15 protein-coding genes are annotated in these 16,779 nt (G+C 73.0%); 13 read left to right on the top strand and 2 right to left on the bottom strand.

Translation table 11 applies throughout. The features are described from left to right. Positions 1–103: 103 nt before the first annotated feature. Together ABR738_RS15570 and ABR738_RS15565 are read left to right on the top strand one after the other, a co-directional pair. Positions 104–961, top strand: coding sequence for a fumarylacetoacetate hydrolase family protein (locus tag ABR738_RS15570; protein ID WP_350230578.1), 858 nt, complete (start codon positions 104–106; stop codon positions 959–961). Between the two features lie 860 nt (positions 962–1,821). Continuing rightward, entirely contained in the window at positions 1,822–3,345 is a 1,524-nt protein-coding gene (locus tag ABR738_RS15565) for a choice-of-anchor A family protein (RefSeq protein ID WP_350230577.1), read from the top strand. Between the two features lie 95 nt (positions 3,346–3,440). On the opposite strand, the gene ABR738_RS15560 is transcribed toward ABR738_RS15565, so the two are convergent. Beyond that, on the bottom strand, positions 3,441–3,944 hold the full coding sequence (locus ABR738_RS15560) for a heme-degrading domain-containing protein (protein ID WP_350234590.1): 504 nt from the start codon (positions 3,942–3,944) through the stop codon (positions 3,441–3,443). Between the two features lie 71 nt (positions 3,945–4,015). Beyond that, positions 4,016–5,218, bottom strand: coding sequence for a Gfo/Idh/MocA family oxidoreductase (locus ABR738_RS15555; protein ID WP_350230576.1), 1,203 nt, complete (start codon positions 5,216–5,218; stop codon positions 4,016–4,018). A gap of 68 nt (positions 5,219–5,286) precedes the next feature. Here ABR738_RS15555 and ABR738_RS15550 point away from each other — a divergent pair, with 68 nt between their 5' ends. From ABR738_RS15550 to ABR738_RS15500, 11 genes are all read left to right on the top strand, one after another. Then, the gene (locus ABR738_RS15550) at positions 5,287–6,438 is read left to right on the top strand and encodes an ROK family transcriptional regulator (RefSeq protein WP_350230575.1); all 1,152 of its coding nucleotides are present in this window, start codon (positions 5,287–5,289) and stop codon (positions 6,436–6,438) included. Between the two features lie 237 nt (positions 6,439–6,675). Continuing rightward, complete coding sequence (locus ABR738_RS15545) at positions 6,676–7,467, top strand: hypothetical protein (protein ID WP_350230574.1); 792 nt, start codon at positions 6,676–6,678, stop codon at positions 7,465–7,467. Between the two features lie 143 nt (positions 7,468–7,610). Beyond that, complete coding sequence (locus ABR738_RS15540) at positions 7,611–8,405, top strand: GntR family transcriptional regulator (RefSeq protein ID WP_350230573.1); 795 nt, start codon at positions 7,611–7,613, stop codon at positions 8,403–8,405. Positions 8,406–9,230: 825 nt separating this feature from the next. Further along, positions 9,231–10,361 (top strand): TIGR03364 family FAD-dependent oxidoreductase, encoded by a 1,131-nt coding sequence (locus tag ABR738_RS15535; protein WP_350230572.1) that lies wholly within the window; start codon positions 9,231–9,233, stop codon positions 10,359–10,361. 74 nt (positions 10,362–10,435) lie between these two features. Then, on the top strand, positions 10,436–11,146 hold the full coding sequence (locus ABR738_RS15530; protein WP_350234588.1) for a phosphonatase-like hydrolase: 711 nt from the start codon (positions 10,436–10,438) through the stop codon (positions 11,144–11,146). Continuing rightward, positions 11,143–12,222: an ABC transporter ATP-binding protein gene (locus tag ABR738_RS15525; RefSeq protein WP_350230571.1), complete on the top strand. Its 1,080-nt coding sequence runs from the start codon at positions 11,143–11,145 to the stop codon at positions 12,220–12,222. The genes ABR738_RS15530 and ABR738_RS15525 overlap by 4 nt, the downstream gene beginning before the upstream one ends. 133 nt (positions 12,223–12,355) lie before the next feature. Continuing rightward, positions 12,356–13,165 carry a 2-aminoethylphosphonate ABC transporter permease subunit gene (locus ABR738_RS15520; protein ID WP_350230570.1) on the top strand — a complete coding sequence of 270 codons (810 nt, stop codon included), beginning with the start codon at positions 12,356–12,358 and terminating at the stop codon, positions 13,163–13,165. Then, positions 13,152–13,949, top strand: a complete 798-nt coding sequence (locus tag ABR738_RS15515) for an ABC transporter permease (protein ID WP_350230569.1) — start codon at positions 13,152–13,154, stop codon at positions 13,947–13,949. Before ABR738_RS15520 ends, ABR738_RS15515 begins: the two co-directional genes overlap by 14 nt. 103 nt (positions 13,950–14,052) lie before the next feature. Continuing rightward, the gene (locus ABR738_RS15510; RefSeq protein ID WP_350230568.1) at positions 14,053–15,153 is read left to right on the top strand and encodes a 2-aminoethylphosphonate ABC transporter substrate-binding protein; all 1,101 of its coding nucleotides are present in this window, start codon (positions 14,053–14,055) and stop codon (positions 15,151–15,153) included. Between the two features lie 140 nt (positions 15,154–15,293). Next, the gene (locus ABR738_RS15505) at positions 15,294–16,073 is read left to right on the top strand and encodes an HAD-IIA family hydrolase (protein ID WP_350230567.1); all 780 of its coding nucleotides are present in this window, start codon (positions 15,294–15,296) and stop codon (positions 16,071–16,073) included. Between the two features lie 114 nt (positions 16,074–16,187). After that, on the top strand, positions 16,188–16,778 hold the full coding sequence (locus ABR738_RS15500) for a hypothetical protein (RefSeq protein WP_350230566.1): 591 nt from the start codon (positions 16,188–16,190) through the stop codon (positions 16,776–16,778). Position 16,779: the final 1 nt, after the last annotated feature.

Genomic DNA, 16,779 nt, shown 5'->3' with positions numbered 1-16,779 from the left:
GAACGGGGTCTTGCGGAGTGGACTGCCGCCTTGGAGGATCGGACGATCCTCCGATGGCCGCTACCCATCGGCCGGGCCCCGCTCGACCATAGGGAGACTGACCATGAAGCTGTTGCGCGTAGGCGACGCCGGTGCGGAACGTCCGGCGCTGCTCGACGCCGACGGGACCCTGCGGGACCTGTCCGGCCTGGTGACGGACATCGACGGCGACCTGCTCGCCGACGAGTTCGCCCTGGACCGGATACGGGCCGCGGCCGGCGCCGGGGTGCTGCCCGCGCTCGCTGATGCCGGGGTGCGCGTCGGGCCGCCGGTGGCGGGGATCGGGAAGGTCGTGTGCATCGGGCTGAACTACCACGACCACGCCGCCGAGACCGGCGCGGCGACGCCCGCCGAGCCCGTCGTCTTCCTCAAGGCGGCCGACACGGTGGTCGGGCCCGACGACACGGTGCTCGTGCCGCGCGGGTCGGTCAAGACCGACTGGGAGGTCGAGCTGGCCATCGTCGTCGGGCGCACCGCGCGGTATGTGGGCGAGGACGAGGACGCGCTGGCGTACGTCGCCGGGTACGCGGTGTCGCACGACGTGTCCGAGCGGGAGTTCCAGCTGGAGCGCGGCGGCACGTGGGACAAGGGCAAGAACTGCGAGACGTTCAACCCGCTCGGGCCGTGGCTGGTCACCCGGGACGAGGTGCCCGACCCGCAGGCGCTGTCGCTGAGGCTCTGGGTCAACGGCGAGCTGAAGCAGGACGGGTCGACGGCGGGGCAGATCTTCTCCGTGGCAGAGGTCGTGCGGTACGTCAGCCGGTTCATGACGCTGTACCCGGGGGACGTCATCAACACGGGTACGCCTGCGGGGGTGGCCATGGGGCAGGCCGAGCCCAAGCCGTACCTCCGGGAGGGGGACGTGGTGGAGCTTGAGGTTGCCGGGCTCGGGCGGCAGCGGCAGGTGTTGAAGGGGGCGTAGCGCTTCCAGCGGGGTTGGGGGTGGGGGTGGGGGGCTTGGGCCTGCGGCCCTTGCCCTTGCCCACCCGCCCGCCCGTGCGGCCGGGTTGGCGGGTTCGGCCACCTGTGGGTGGCGTGCGTTTCGCCGGCTCCCGGCGGTGGGTGGTCGCGACGCCCGCCTGCGGCGGGCCGGGCTTTCCCACCCGCCCGCCCGTTCTGCCGGGTTGGCATAGGTGGCCACCTGTGGGTGGCTTGTGTCTCGTTGGCGGCCGGTGGTCGGTGGTCGGTGGTCGGTGGCCGGTGGCCGGTGGCCGGTGGCCGGTGGACGCGGCGCCCGCCTGCGGCGGGCCGGGCTTTCCCACCAGCCTGCCCGTGTGGCCGGGTTGGCGTAGGCGTCCGCCTGTGGGGGCGTGCGTTTCGTCGGCTTCCGGCGGCCGGTGGTCGTGGCGCCCGCCTGCGGTGACCTGCCTGCCCGTGCGGCCGGGTTGGCGTAGGCGTCCGCCTGTGGGTGGTGTGCGTTTCGCCGGCTCGCGGCGGCCGGTGGTCGTGGTGCCCGCCTGCCCGTTCTGCCGGGTTGGCGTAGGTGGCCGCCTGTGGGTGGCTTGCGGCTCGTCTTCTTCCGGCCCCGGGGGGGGCATGGCGTCCGGCCGGGATGTTCTGGTCCTGCGCCGGATGGGGCGCCTCCGTGCGTGTCTCAGGGGATACGCGTGGCAAATTTCGCATATTGCGTAAATGCGAAATGCGGCAGGAATTCGGAAAAGGGCGGCCACTGCCTCGGCCGTTGTCGTGGGGGCGTCCGTCGTCGTCGGGGCCCTGGCCACGCTCGGGGTCGCCGATCCGTTGCCCGACGGGCTCGGGCCCTGCAAAGGGAGCAACTGTCCGGTGGTCTACCCCGATCACAACAACGGGCCGCTCGCCGGGCGGGACAACAACATCAACATCTTCGTCGGCGGGGACTTCCTCGTGCGGCAGGCCGCCGCCGAGGCCGAGGGAAAGGTCGTCGTCCTCGGCAACTTCGACCAGCACAAGGCGGCCGGTGTCTCCCAGATCTACAACGTCGGCGTCGCCGGCGTCGGCTCCCGCGTGCCGCCGGACAACGGCACCGACTTCCTGACCACCGGCAAGGACGTCACTGTCGCCCCCGGCCAACGCCTCCTCGCCGAAGAGGGGTCCACCTTCGGCGTCGTACGCCACGGCGGGGCGCTCAGCGGCACCGTCCGGCCCCGGGCCGTGCAGGACGACGACGCGGCCGCCCCGTACGCCCGGCTCAGGCCGAGCCTCGCCGCAGCCAGCCACTGTTACGCCTACGTGGACGGCAAGCCGAGGCCTGCCACCGGCACCGCGCGCAACAACGGCAACGAGACGCTGTTCACCGGCGACGGAACGTCCGCGATCCAGGTGTTCAACGTCGACTTCGACCTCATCTCCTCGGGCGGCGGCGCGCAGGGGTACTTGTTCACCGGGATCCCCGCCGGGGCCACCGTCCTGGTCAACCTCACCGGTGAGGCGCGCGAGATCAACACGTACATGGGTACGCTCCCGCCCGCTCTGCGCGACCGGCTGTTGTGGAACTTCCCCGACGCCGGGACGGTCCGGCTGCGCGGCAGCGGGCAGTTCTCCGGCAGCGTTCTGGTCGGCAACGCCGACAGCACCACCACGGTCACGCTGCCCGGCGTCAACGGGCGCTTCTTCACGGTTGGTTCGCTCATCCACACCTCCGTGGTGGGGGGTGGGGGCGGGCAGGAGTTCCACGCCTATCCCTTCAACGGGGACCTGCCCAGCTGCCGGGGCGAGGAGCCGGAGCCCTCACCGACCCCGCCCACCCCGACGCCGGAGCCCCCGACCCCCACACCGGAGCCTCCGACGCCCACGCCGGAACCCCCCACTCCCACACCGGAGCCCCCCACTCCGACCCCCGAACCTCCTACGCCAACTCCCGAACCCCCGACTCCGACCCCCGAGCCGCCGACTCCGACCCCCGAGCCTCCGACTCCGACCCCCGAACCGCCCACTCCGACCCCCGAGCCGCCGACTCCGACCCCGAGCCCCACGGACTCCGAGGAGACGACCACCGGCGGAACCACGGGCGGCACGAACGGCGGTGACACCGGTGGCACGAACGGTGGCAACTCCGGCGGTGACACCGGTGGCACGAACGGCGGCGACACCGGCGGTGACACCGGTGGCACGAACGGCGGCACCACCGGTGGGGATTCCGGTGGGAATTCCGGCGGCAGCGACTCCGGCGGGTACGGCACGGACGGCGGGAGCAACGGCGGCGGTGAGCTCCCCGACACCGGTACGCCCTCCGACACGATGGTCCTGTACGGCGGACTCGCCGTGGCCCTCGTCGCGGCCGGCGGCGTCACCTATGTCGTGACCCGCAAGCCCAAGGGCCTGGGTTAGGACGCCAGAAGGCCAGACCCCGGCCACAAGGCCACAAGGCCAGAAGGCCAGAAGGCCACAAGGCCACAAGGCCAGAAGGCCAGAAGGCCAGAACGCTAGGACCCGTCCCGCCGTGGCCGGGTGCCGGCGAGCAGTTCGCCGAGCGCCCTGGCCACCAGGGCGTGATCCTGCGCCTGGGGCAGGCCCGAGACCGTCGCCGTCCCGACGACCCCGACGCCCTCGACCGTCACCGGGTACGAACCCCCGTGCGCGGCGTAGGAGTCGGGGTCCAGGCGCGACCCCTCTTCGAACGTCGTGCCCTTGGCCCTGAACCGGGCGCCGACCAGGAAGGACGGCGCCCCGTACCGTTCGGCGACCCGGCGCTTGCGGTCGATCCAGGCGTCGTTGTCGGCGCTCGACCCGGGCAGCGCGCAGCGGAACACCGTACGGGCGCCGTGCCGTACGTCGATCACGACCGGCGCGTTCCGCTCGACGGCGAGCGCGCGCAGGAGCATCCCGAGTTCCCAGGCGTCCTCGTACGTGAACTGCCGCAGCGTCAGGCGCTGTTGCTCGGCTTCGAGGGCGGCCACGTCGTCCCCGGGTGTGCCGGTGCCGGCCACGCCGCTCAGGGAGGCGGAGCCGGCGGGGGCGCCGCCCGCCGGCTCCGGGTGCGTCGTCGTGTCCCGTGCCCTCACAGCGCCACCTCCACCGTCACGCCCTCGCGGGCCGAGCGCCGGGCCGCCTCCAGGACGTCGAGGGCGGCCGCCGCCTCGTGCGCGGTGACCGGCGGTTCGCCGCCCTCGCGCAGGGCCTTGGCGATCGCCGCGTAGTACGCCGGGTAGTCGCCGGGCTCCGTCGGCACGGGGCATCCGCCGCCGGTCAACGGGGAGTCTCCGCTGCCGACCCGGCCCCACAGCGACTCGGGTTCCACCCCCCACGGCTCGTCCGCCGAGGGACGCCTGCCCTCGCGCAGGGCCGCCTCCTGCGGGTCGAGCCCGTACTTCACGTAACCCGCCGAGGAGCCCAACACGCGCATGCGCGGGCCGAGTTGGGCCGTGGTCGCGCTGACGTACAGGTGGGAGCGGACGCCGTTCGCGTGCGTGATCGCGATGAAGGTGTCGTCGTCGGCCTGGGCGCCGGGGCGGCGCACGTCGGCCTCCGCGTAGACGCGCAGCGCCGGGCCGAACAGGACGAGCGCCTGGTCGACGACGTGGCTGCCCAGGTCGTACAGGAGCCCGCCGATCTCCGTCGGGTCACCGGACTCGCGCCAGCCGCCCTTGGGCTGCGGCCGCCACCGCTCGAAGCGTGACTCGAAGCGCTGGACCTCGCCGAGTTCGCCGTCCGCCAGCAGCCGCTCCAGGGTCAGGAAGTCGTTGTCCCAGCGGCGGTTCTGGAAGACCGAGAGCAGCAGACCGCGCTCCTCGGCGAGGGCGGCGAGCTCGCGCGCCTCGGCCGCGGTGCCGGCCAGCGGCTTGTCCACGACGACGGGAAGGCCGGCCTTGAGCGCGCCGGTCGCGATCGGCACGTGCGTCTTGTTGGGCGAGGCGATCACGACGAGGTCGAGCCCCGCGTCGTACAGCTCCTCGGGGCTGCCCGCGAAGCACAGCCGCTCGCCGTGCTCGGCGCGGGCCTGCGCCTGCCGCTCAGGGCTGGAGGTGACGACCGTGTCGAGGACCAGGCCCTCGGTCGCGGCGATCAGCGGGGCGTGGAAGACGGAGCCGGCCAGGCCGTAGCCCACAAGTCCCACGCGGAGCTCGGCGGTCGGGTGCGCGCTCTTCCGGCTCCCGGCGGTCCCGGGGTTCGCGGTGGTCCCTGGGCTCCCGGCGGTCCCGGGGTTCGCGGCGGTCCCTGGGTTCGCGGCGGTCCCGGTGGTCGTGGCGTTACCGGCGTTCATGGGGTCCTTCATGCGTCCCACTTAAGCAACGCTGTTGCCAAAGTGCAAGCAACAGGGACAATGGGTCGGTGAACAGGAGCAATACGGGTGTGAATCTGCCGGCGCTGCGCCATCACAACGCCGCGCTCGTCCTCGACCTGCTGCGCGCGGCGGGCGAGCGGGGCATCAGCAGACTGGAGCTGGCCGAGCGCACGGGGCTCACCCCCCAGGCGGTCAGCAAGATCACCGGGCGGCTGCGGGACGAGGGCACGGCCACCGAGGCGGGTCGGCGCGCCTCGACCGGGGGCAAGCCGCGCACCGTGCTCAAGTTGGTGCCCTCCGCCGCGCACGCGATCGGGCTCCATCTGGACCGCGATGAGCTGACGGCGGTCCTCGTCGACCTCGCGGGCACCCTGGTCGGCGCCAGGACCGTACCGCTGGACCTCGGCGAGAAGCCTGCCCGGGTGGTGGAGGCGGCCGCCGCCGAGGCCGAGGCGCTGACCGGCGGCCGGCGCGTGCTCGGCGTGGGCGTCGCCATGCCGGGCCCGCTCGACCACGCCGGCGGGATCCTGCACCGCGTCACCGGTTTCCCGCACTGGAACGGCTTCCCGCTGCGCGGCGCGCTCGCCGAACGGCTCGGCCAGAAGGTCTTCCTCGACAAGGACACCAACGCGGCCGCTCTGGGTCTCGCCCTGCGCGACCGCACCGGGGACGGCTCCTTCGCCTACCTCCACCTGGGCAGCGGGCTCGGCGCGGGGCTCGTGCTCGGCGGCGCGCTGCACCGGGGGGCCCGTACGGGGGCGGGCGAGTTCGGCCACCAGACGATCCTGCTCGGCGGGCCGGCGTGCGGGTGCGGGGGGCGCGGCTGCATCGAGGCGCTGTGCCTGGCGGCGGTCGCCCGGGGGGACATCGCGGCCGCCGCCCGCTTCCTCGGGGTGGGCGCGGCCAACCTCGTCGGGCTGCTCGACATCGACGAGATCCTGCTCGGCGGGCGTACGGTCACCGCCGACCAGGACACGTTCGTGCGGGGTGTGAGCGCGGTTGTCGAGGAGCGGGCCCGGCGCGGCGGGGCTCCGGCGGTCCCGGTCCTTCCGGCGGCCGGGGGCCCGCACGCGGTGGCCGAGGGCGCGGCCCAGCTGGTCCTCGTCCCCGTCTTCGGCCGCGCGAGCGTGGCCGGGCCGGGGCCCCGGCGGGAGAGCGCGGCGAAGCGCACTGACAGGAGCGCGGCGACGGCGCACTGACAGGAGCGCGGCGACGGCGGACCGATAGGGCGGTATTGGGCTGATAGGGCGGTCTTACCGGTACGCGTGGCCGCGCCGGGCCGCGTCGCCCGGAAATGCGGCGCGGGCGCGTGGCAGGCTCGCGGACCACGGCCGCGGTCGGCGAGGAGCCCCGGCTCCGGGCGCGGCCCCGAAGTCCGGGCCCGAACCCGGGCCGTGAGCCCGAGCCCCGAACGCCGCGAGCAGCAAAGGCCCCGCATGCGACTGCGTACCGCCCTCGCCACCGCAGTGGCCGCCGCCACGATCGTCCCGCTCGCGGGGGTCGCGGCGGCCGACGACGGCGGACTGCCGCCCGGACGGCACGATGTCGCGCCGCGCAAGCCGGTCGTCGCCACCCAGCCCGTCGAGCGGCCGCTCGCCGAGAAGCCGGCGCCGTGCGCCCTGAAGACCGGCTCCGCCTTCCCGCTGGACACGCGGATCCAGGGCGGGCCCGCCGAGTACGTCCCCGGCGGCGAAAGCCAGGAGTGGTCCATCGGCCTCACCAACACCTCGGGCGAGACCTGCGACGGCATCCACCCGGTGCTGGTCCTCGTCGACCGGGACCGCACGCTGGACAACTCCCAGCTGCGGATGGAGTTCGACGACCCGGCCACCGGACGCCGGCACCCGGTGACGTTCGTCAAGACGGATCTGGACGAGCACATCGGCGCCTTCGATGACGGCTTTGCCGGGTTCGTCATCGGCCCGGGCAGAACCGTCACCGTGCGGGTGCGGCTCGGCTTCACCGACGACACCGTGCCGGGGCCCGTCACGGCGAACGCGGCGATCGTGCAGCGCCGGGGGAGCGACGGCCAGTGGGTCGGGGAGTCCGGCGACTACCACTTCGACATCGTGGCCGAGGACGATCTGCTGGGCGCACTCGACGCCGAGCTCGCCGCGACCGGCCGGGGCAGCGCGCTCACCGGGCTCGCGCTCACCGCGGCCGTGCTGCTCGTCGTGGGGGCGGCGCTCATGAGCGGGGCGCGCAGGCTGCGCGGGCGGCGCGACTGAGGCCGCGCCGGCAAAGACCCCGGCCCGCCCGGGTTCCCGTTCCGGGCTCACGTCCCGGGTGTCCCGTCCCGGGCGTCCCCGTTCCGCAGCGCCCCCGTTCCGGCGGCCCCGGGCGTTCATCTGCCCGTGCGAGCATCGACCCCGTGGCACACCAGAACGACTCCCTGCCCGGCTACCCCGAGAACCAGGCACCCGGCGCCCCCGTCCGCTCCGGCATCCCCGAGCACGGGCGCATCCCCAAGTACTACCTCGTCAAGGCCCAAGTGTCCCTGCTCATCGACGAGTTGGGGGAGGGCGGCCTGCTGCCGGCCGAGCGTGATCTGGCCCTGCGCTACGAGGTTGCCCGTGAGACGGTGCGGCTCGCGCTGCGCGAGCTGGTCCTGGAGGGAAGGCTGCGGCGCCAGGGCCGGGGCACGGTGGTGGCGGGGCCCAAGCTGGAACAGCCCCTGTCGCTGGCCAGCTACACCGAGGGCGTACGCCGTCAGGGGCGCAAACCCGGGCGGCATCTCATCACGCTCGAACGCTTCCCCTGCCCGCCCGCGCTCGCCGACGAGACCGGGCTGCGGCGGGGGGAGCCGGTGTGGCACATGGAGCGGGTGCTGCTCGCGGACGACGAGCGGGTGGGGCTGGAGAGTACGTATGCCTCGGTGGCCCGCATGCCGGATCTGGAGGCGGAGTTCGCGCCGGACTCCTCCTTCTACGCCTATCTGCGCGACCGGCTCGGCGTGACCCTCGGCGATGTCGACGAACGCATCGAGACGGTGCTGGCCACGCCTCGGGAGGCGCTGCTCATCGGTACGCCGCCGGCGTTGCCGATGCTGCTGATTCACCGGGTTTCGCGGGATGCACGGGGGTTGCCGCTGGAGCGGGTGCGGACGCTGTACCGGGGGGACCGGTTCTCTTTCACCACGCACCTGGACGCGAGCGCCCGCCCCTGAACGCTCCGTGCGGGCCGCGTTCGAGTGTGTGGTGCGGGTTGGTGCTGGCTGGTCGCGCAGTTCCCCGCGCCCCTTGGCGGGGTCTGTGCTGGCCCGCATGGGCATACCCAGCCCGTCATGGGGGTCCCCCCTGGCCCTTGGCCCTTAACGCCTTGGGGATGATTGAGGACGAGGCCCTTCAGGCCGAACGGGGTCTGGGGCGGAGCCCCAGGAGCCCTGGGTGCGGGCCGCAGGGTGCTGGTCGCGCAGTTCCCCGCGCCCCTGGGCATCCGGTGCTGGCCCGCACCGGCGGCCTCGCGCCTGCGCGGGGGCCTTGCCCGCGGACCGTGCGTGGCTGGTCGCGCAGTTCCCCGCGCCCCTGGGCATCCGGTGCCGGCCCGCATCGGCAACCTTGCGTCTGCGCGGGGGCCTTTGCCGCAGACCGTGGATGGCTGGGCGCGCAGTTCCCCGCGCCCCTGGCGGGGCTGGTGCTGGTCCACACCGGCATCCTCAGCCGGTCCGGCGTTGCCCCCGGCGGGGTCCGTGCTGGCCCACTGGGACATAGTCAGCCCGTCCGGCGATTGAGGACGAGCGCCCTTCAGGCACGAATGGGGTCTGGGGCGGAGCCCCAGGGGCCCTGGGTGCGGACCGTGGGCGCTCCTCGCGCAGTTCCCCGCGCCCCTGGCCAGGGTTGATGCCGGCCCGCGCGGCCATGGTTGGACTGGCCGCACGCGCCGCGCAAGGTCACGGAGACATAACGGGTCTAGGCCAAGTTTGGGGGGCCGTTCACCGGGGGGTTGCCGGGGGGACCGGGGTGGGACACCCGGGCGCAGGAGCGTGGGCCGCGTGAGAGTCATCGTCGTAGGAGCCGGCGTGGTGGGAACCACACACGCCTGGCACGCAGTGGAACGCGGCCACGAGGTCGTACACATCGAGCGCGAGAGCGAGGCCCGCGGCGCCTCGCTGCGCAACTTCGGCCAGATCTGGGTCAGCGGCCGCGCGGGCGGTGAGGAACTGGCCACCGCCCTGCGCGCCCGCGAGCTGTGGGAGGAGATCGGCCAACGCGTCCCCGGCCTGGGCTTTCGCGCCAACGGCTCGCTGACCCCGCTGCGTACGGACCTGGAGGTGGCCGTGGCCGAGGCCGCGGCGGCCCGCGACGACGCTGCCGAGCGCGGCTACCGGCTCGTCACCGCCGACCGGGCCCGCGCCCTCAACCCCGCTCTGCGCGGCGACTTCAGGGCCGCCCTGTGGTGCGAAAGGGATGCCGCGGTGGAGCCCCGTACCGCGCAACTCGCCCTGAAACAGGCCTTGTTGGCATCCGGGCGCTACACCTACCTGGGCGGCAGGGAGGTGCGCGAGGTCCTGGAAGGCCCGGGCGGTCACGCCGTCCGCGACGACCACGGCGAGAGGCACACCGGCGACGCCGTGATCCTGTGCACCGGCGCCTGGCTCGGCGGACTCGTGCGCGAACTCGTCCCCGACCTGCCGGTGCGCCGCGTACGCCTCCAGATGATGCAGACCGCGCCGCTCGGCGAGCCGCTGACCACCTCCGTCGCCGACGCCGACAGCTTCCGCTACTACCCCGCCTACGCAGGCGACGCGCTGGACGCGCTGAACGCGGGCCAGGCGCAGGAGCCGGCCGCCGCCGCGCACAGGATGCAACTCCTCATGGTGCAGCGCGCGGACGGCGGACTGACCATCGGTGACACCCACGAATACGAGCACCCCTTCGCCTTCGACGTGACCGAGGAGCCCTACGACCACCTCACCCGGGTCGTGGAGTCCTTCCTCGGGCGGCCCCTGCCGGCGATCCGGCGCCGCTGGGCCGGGGTCTACGCCCAGTGCGTGGACACCACCCGCGTCGTGCACCGCCAGCGCGTGTCGGACGGGGTGTGGCTGGTGACCGGGCCCGGCGGACGCGGCATGACCTGCTCGCCCGCCATCGCCGAGCGGACCGCCAACGAGCTGGACTGGTAAGGGAGTCGACCACCGTGACCACAACCAACGTGACCACAACCAACGTGACCACAACCAACGTGACCACAACCAACGTGACCACAGCCACCGCGACCGCCTACAACCTGGTCGTGCTCGACATGGCGGGCACCACCGTCGCCGACGGCGGACTCGTCGAGCGGGCCTTCGCGAGCGCGGCGGACCGCCTCGGCGTCGAGCCCGGTTCCGCCGAGCACGCCACCATGCTCGACCACGTCCGCGCCACCATGGGCGAGTCCAAGATCTCCGTCTTCCGCCACCTGTTCGGCGACGAGGACAAGGCGCGGCTCGCCAACACCGCCTTCGAGGGGGCCTACGCGAGCCTCGTCGACGCCGGGCACATCGCCCCCGTCCCCGGCGCCCGCGAGGCCGTCGAGCGGCTGAAGGCCGAGGGGCGCACCGTGGTCCTGTCCACCGGCTTCGCCCGCGTCACCCAGGACGCGATCCTCGCGGCGCTCGGCTGGCAGGACCTCGTCCCGCTCACGCTGTGCCCCGCCGACGCGGGCGGTCGCGGCCGCCCCTACCCCGACCTGGTGCTCAGCGCGTTCCTGCGGACCCGCGCCGTCGACTCGGTGCGCGCCGTCGCGGTGGCGGGCGACACCTCCTACGACATGCTCAGCGGCGTACGGGCGGGGGCGGGCATCGTCGCGGGCGTGCTGACCGGCGCCCACGACCGGGCGGCGCTCACCGAGGCGGGCGCCGGCCATGTGCTCGCGTCGGTTGCCGAACTACCGGACCTCGTAGCGGAGTTGGAGGCCGCGAGGTGAGCGGCACGGCCCCGCCCGGCGCGCCCGGCAGTGGTATCCGCTTCGACGGCGTCACCGTCGCCTACGACGGCAACGTCGTCCTCGACTCGCTCCAGCTGAGCGTCGAGCCCGGCGAGATCTTGGCCCTGCTCGGCCCCTCCGGCTCGGGCAAGACGACCGCGCTGCGCGCCGTCGCCGGGTTCGTCCGGCCCGCCGCAGGCCGGGTGTTCATCGGTGAACGCGACGTGACCCACCTGCCGCCCCACCGGCGCGGCATCGGCATGGTCGTCCAGCAGTACGCGCTCTTCCCACACCTGCGCGTCCAGGACAACGTCGCCTTCGGGCTGCGGGCGCGCAAGGTGCCCAAGGCGCAGATCGCCGTCAGGGTCGCCGAAGCCCTCGCCATGACCGGCATGGAGAGCTACGCCAAGCGCCATCCGCGCGAGCTCTCCGGCGGCCAGCAGCAGCGCGTGGCCATCGCCCGCGCGCTCGCCATCCGCCCCGGCGTCCTCCTCCTGGACGAGCCGCTGTCCGCGCTCGACGCTCAGCTGCGCTCGGGCATGCTGGCCGAACTCGCGCGCCTGCACCGGGAGTTGCCGGACATCACCATCCTGTACGTCACCCACGACCAGATCGAGGCGCTGACCCTCGCCGACCGCATCGCGGTCATGGACCGCGCCCGCCTCCAGGACTGCGGAACCCCGCAGGACCTCTACCGCAGGCCCCGTACGCAGTTCACGGCGTCGTTCGTCGGCAACGCCAACCTCCTTCCCGTGCGGGTGGGTTCGGGCTCGGTCCTCTTCGGCGGCACCGAGCTCTCGGTCGCCACCCACGAGGTGGCCAGGGGCGCGCAGGCCACTCTGTGCGTGCGGCCGCACCTGGTCGGGCTCGGCGCAGGACCCAACGCGCTGCGCGGCAGGGTCGCGGAGGTGCAGTGGCGGGGAGCCACGCACCGGCTGTACGTGGATGTGGACGGCCACCGCGTGAAGGCGGACGTCCGCGAGCTGCGGACCACCCCGGCCCTCGGCGACGAGGTCACCCTGCACTTCGCCCGCGAGGACGCGGTGCTGCTCGGCGCGGAGGTGAGCGGTGGATAGGAGCGCGGTGCTCAAGAGCGGCCCGGCGCCTGGGGCCGCGCCGAACGGTTCCGCCCGGCGCGGCGACAACGCGCGGGAGCGACGGGAGCGACGGGAGCAACGGGAGCAAGGAGGGCGCGGCCGTCATGTCCCCGTGTTCGTATGGGCGTTGCCGCCCGTCCTGGTCCTTGCCGCCGTCTTCCTCTACCCGCTGGCCCTCGTCGTCCGGCAGTCCCTCTCCCCGGACACCGGCGGGACCTCGTTCGCGCCGTACGCCGACGTGTTCGCATCGGCCGCGTTCCGGGACGCGCTGGGGACCACGGTGTGGCTGGCGGCCGGGGCCACCGCCGGGTGCCTCGTGCTGGGGTTCGTGCTGGCGCTGGTCATCGCGTTCGTGCCGTTTCCCGGTGGGAAGGCCGTCGCCCGATTCATCGACGTCTTCCTCTCCTTCCCGTCCTTCCTGATCACGCTGGCCCTGCTGTTCGTCTACGGCTCGGTCGGCATGGCCAACGGCCTGTGGAGCGACGTCACCGGCGCGGGCACCGGGCCCTTCCAGTTCCTGACCACCCCCTGGGGCGTGCTGCTCGCGGAGATCACGTACTTCACGCCGTTCGTGATGCGTCCGCTGCTCGCCGCGTTCTCCCAACTCGACACCGCGCAGCTGGAAGTGGCGGCGTCGCTGGGCGCGCGGCCCGCCAGGATCGTGCGGCAGGTGATCCTGCCCGAGGCGCTGCCCGCGCTCGCGGCCGGGGGCGCGCTGGTCCTGGTGATGTGCCTCAACGAGTTCGGCATCGTCCTGTTCACCGGCGCCAAGGGCGTCACCACACTGCCGATGCTCGTCTACAGCAAGGCGATCCTGGAGTCCGACTATCCGGCCGCCTGTGTCGTCGCCGTCGTCAACGTCGTCATTTCCGTGGGTCTTTACGGCCTCTACCGGGTGGTGAGCCGTCGTGTTGGTGCATAGCCGGGCCGCCCGCCGGGCCACCTGGGCGCTCTTCTTCGTGCTGTTCCTGCCGGTCTTCGCGCTGCCCCTGCTGGTCATCGTGGCCGCCTCGTTCGCGACCAGCTGGTCCGGCGCCTTCCCGTCCGGCCTCACCGCGTCGCACTACGGCGCGGCCACCACCGGTGACTCTCTTCAGGCGCTCACCACGAGCCTGGTCACCGCGCTCGCGGCGAGCGTCCTCGCGCTCACCGTCGGCTCCTGGGCGGCGCTCGCGGCGGCCGGCCTGAAGAAGGGCGGGCGGCGGCTCATGGACGCCTTGTTCGTGCTGCCGGTCGCCGTGCCGTCGGTGGTCGTGGGCCTCGCGGTCCTCGTCGCGTACTCCAGGCCGCCGGTGCTCCTGAACGGGACACGCTGGATCGTGATCCTCGCGCACACCGTTCTGGTCATGGCCTTCGCCCACCAGTCGGTCGCCGCCGCCATCCGGCGCCTCGACCCGATGTACGAACAGGCCGCGGCCAGCCTCGGCGCCCGGCCGCTCGTGGTGCTGTGGCGGGTCAGACTGCCCCTGCTGCTGCCGTCCCTGACGGCGGCCGCCGGGCTCTGCTTCGCGCTGTCCATGGGCGAGTTGAGCGCCACGATGATGCTCTACCCGCCGGACTGGACACCGCTGCCGGTGCAGATCTTCGCGGCCACCGACCGGGGCTCGCTGTTCACCGGGGCCGCCGTCGCCGTGGTCCTGATGGGCACGACGCTGCTCGTCCTGCTCGCCGTCTCCCGCATCCGTACCCGCGCCTCCTTCCGCTGACCCGCGCCCCGCCCCCCGCGTCCGTGCCCGCCTCCGTACCCCGCACCCGGTGCGGCGCCCGCCGAACCCTGTTGATCCGAAAACCTCAGGAGCCCCGAACGTCATGCGCACCCACACCCGCCTGTCCGCCCGAGCCACCGCCCGCACCACGGTCAAGCCGGTCGCCGCCGTCACCGGCGCCCTCGTCCTCGCCGCCGCCCTCTCCGCCTGCGACGCCACCTCCTCCGCCGACGCGAACGCGAAGACCGTCACCGTCTACAGCGCCGACGGCCTCAAGGGCGAGAAGGGCGACGGCTGGTACGACCGGGTCTTCAAGGACTTCGAGGCGAAGACCGGCATCAAGGTCAAGTACGTCGAGGGCGGCTCCGGCGAGATGGTGCAGCGCGCGGTCCGCGAGAAGTCCAACACCCAGGCCGACGTGCTGGTGACGCTGCCGCCCTTCATCCAGCAGGCCGAGGACAAGGGCCTGCTGCAAAGGTACGAGCCCGCCGGCGCCGACAAGGTCGACGGCGGAGCCAAGTCGCCCGACGGCACGTGGACCTCCATCGTCAACAACTACTTCGGATTCATCTACAACAAGAAGGAGCTCAAGGAGCCCCCCAGGAACTGGGAGGACCTGCTCGACGCGCGCTACAAGAACAAGATCCAGTACTCCACGCCGGGGGTCGCGGGCGACGGCACCGCCCTCGTCGTCAAGGCCATGCACGACTTCGGCGGCAAGGAGGCCGCAATGGAGTACCTGCGCAAGCTCCAGGCCAACAACGTCGGGCCGTCCGCCTCCACCGGAAAGCTCGCGCCCAAGGTGGACAAGGGCGAACTGCTGGCCGCCAACGGCGACGTGCAGATGAACTACGCCCAGTCCAAGACCATGCCCAACCTCGGCATCTGGTTCCCCGGCACCTCGAGCGGCACCAAGCCGTCGTCCTTCGTGCTGCCCTACGCCGCCGGTCTCCTCGGCGGCGCCCCGCACAGCGCCAACGGCAAGAAGCTCCTGGACTACCTGCTGAGCGAGCCGGCGCAGCGCCAGGTCAGCGAGATCGGCGGCGGCTTCGCGGCCCGCACCGACATCTTGGCCACCGACGCCAACGCGGTCGCGCTCGCCGGACTGACGCGGGGCATCGACATCTTCCAGCCCGACTGGATGGACATCTCGAAGAACCTGCCGAAGTACATCGACGCGTGGAAGAGCGCCACCGGAAGCTGACCGGGGCGATCGGCCGGACCGTGATCCTCGGTACCTGACTAGGCTAAGGGCGTCGGCAACGCACAGTGCGGTGCGCCGGCGCCCCCAGCTGATCGCTCATCAGCGCGTAATAACCGCGCAGAACGCAGGAGTCCGCACCCATGGCAGAGCGCAAGCCGATCGAATCCTGGCTCACCGACATGGACGGTGTCCTCATCCACGAGGGTACCCCCATCCCCGGTGCGGACGCCTTCCTCAGGACGCTCAAGGACTCGGGCCGCCCCTTCCTCGTCCTCACCAACAACTCGATCTACACCCCGCGCGACCTGCACGCCCGGCTGATGCGGATGGGGCTCGACGTGCCGGTCGAGAACATCTGGACCTCGGCGCTCGCCACCGCCAAGTTCCTCGACGACCAGCGCCCCGGCGGCACCGCCTACGTCATCGGCGAGGCGGGCCTGACCACCGCGCTGCACGACATCGGCTACGTCCTGACCGACCACGAGCCCGATTACGTGGTGCTGGGCGAGACGCGTACGTACAGCTTCGAAGCGCTCACCAAGGCGATCCGGCTGATCAACGCGGGGGCCAGGTTCATCTGCACCAACCCGGACGAGACGGGCCCGAGCCAGGAGGGCCCGCTGCCCGCGACCGGTGCCGTGGCCGCGCTGATCACCAAGGCCACCGGCAAGAAGCCCTACTTCGCGGGCAAGCCCAACCCGCTCATGATGCGCACCGGGCTCAACGCGATCGGCGCGCACTCCGAGACCAGCGCCATGATCGGCGACCGGATGGACACCGACGTGCTGGCCGGCCTCGAGGCGGGCATGCAGACGTTTCTGGTCCTGACCGGTCTGACCCGGCCGGCGGACGTGGAGTCCTACCCCTTCCGCCCCTCCAAGATCGTCGACTCGATCGCCGACCTGGTGAAGCTGGTCTGACGCCGATCCCTGCCGACGGGCGGGCGTGTCGTGCGCCCGTCCGGCGCAGTCCTGCCGCCTCCCGGGATGCGAAAGCGCGCGCCGCGCGTGACGCTCGGTGGCAGGAGGTTCACGATGCGCATCCGTCCCACGACACTCTGCGCGGCCGTGGCGGCCGCCGCCCTGACCGTGCTGCCCGCGTCCCCCGCGGTGGCCGAGTCCGAGCCGCACGGATCGGTGCGGGTGACCCCGAGCACCACGGCCCCCGGCGGGGAGGTGGACCTCAGGGTCAGCGTGTGCGGCGGCCGCGAGGCGGTCGGCTCCTCGGACGCCTTCGTCTCGGAGGCCCGCTTCACGCCCGCCGACGGCGGTCTCGTCGCCCAGGCCCGCATCCGTTCGGACGCCCAGGACCGTGACTACGACGTCTGGGTCACCTGCAAGGACAGCCACGGCAAGGCGAGCGGACGGTTCACCGTGGTGCACGGCGACCGCCGCGACCACGACCACGGCCGCGACCAAGACCATGACCGCGACCACGACCACGGCCGTCCCACTCCCGACCACCCCGTGCACGCGGGCGGAGGCGGCGCGGCGACGCTCGCCTCCGAGGAAGCCAACGAGCAGGGCCCCGGCACCCGGCACGCGGTGATCGGGCTCGCGCTCGCGGCGGTGGCGGCGGTCGCCGTGGCCTCGCGCAGCGTCCGCCGTCGGCGCGGCGGCGGCTGAC

The sequence above is a fragment of the Streptomyces sp. Edi4 genome (assembly GCF_040253615.1).
Classification (GTDB): domain Bacteria; phylum Actinomycetota; class Actinomycetes; order Streptomycetales; family Streptomycetaceae; genus Streptomyces.
The sequence above is the reverse complement of the archived record's forward strand: the minus strand, read 5'-3'. Positions and strand labels throughout refer to the sequence as shown.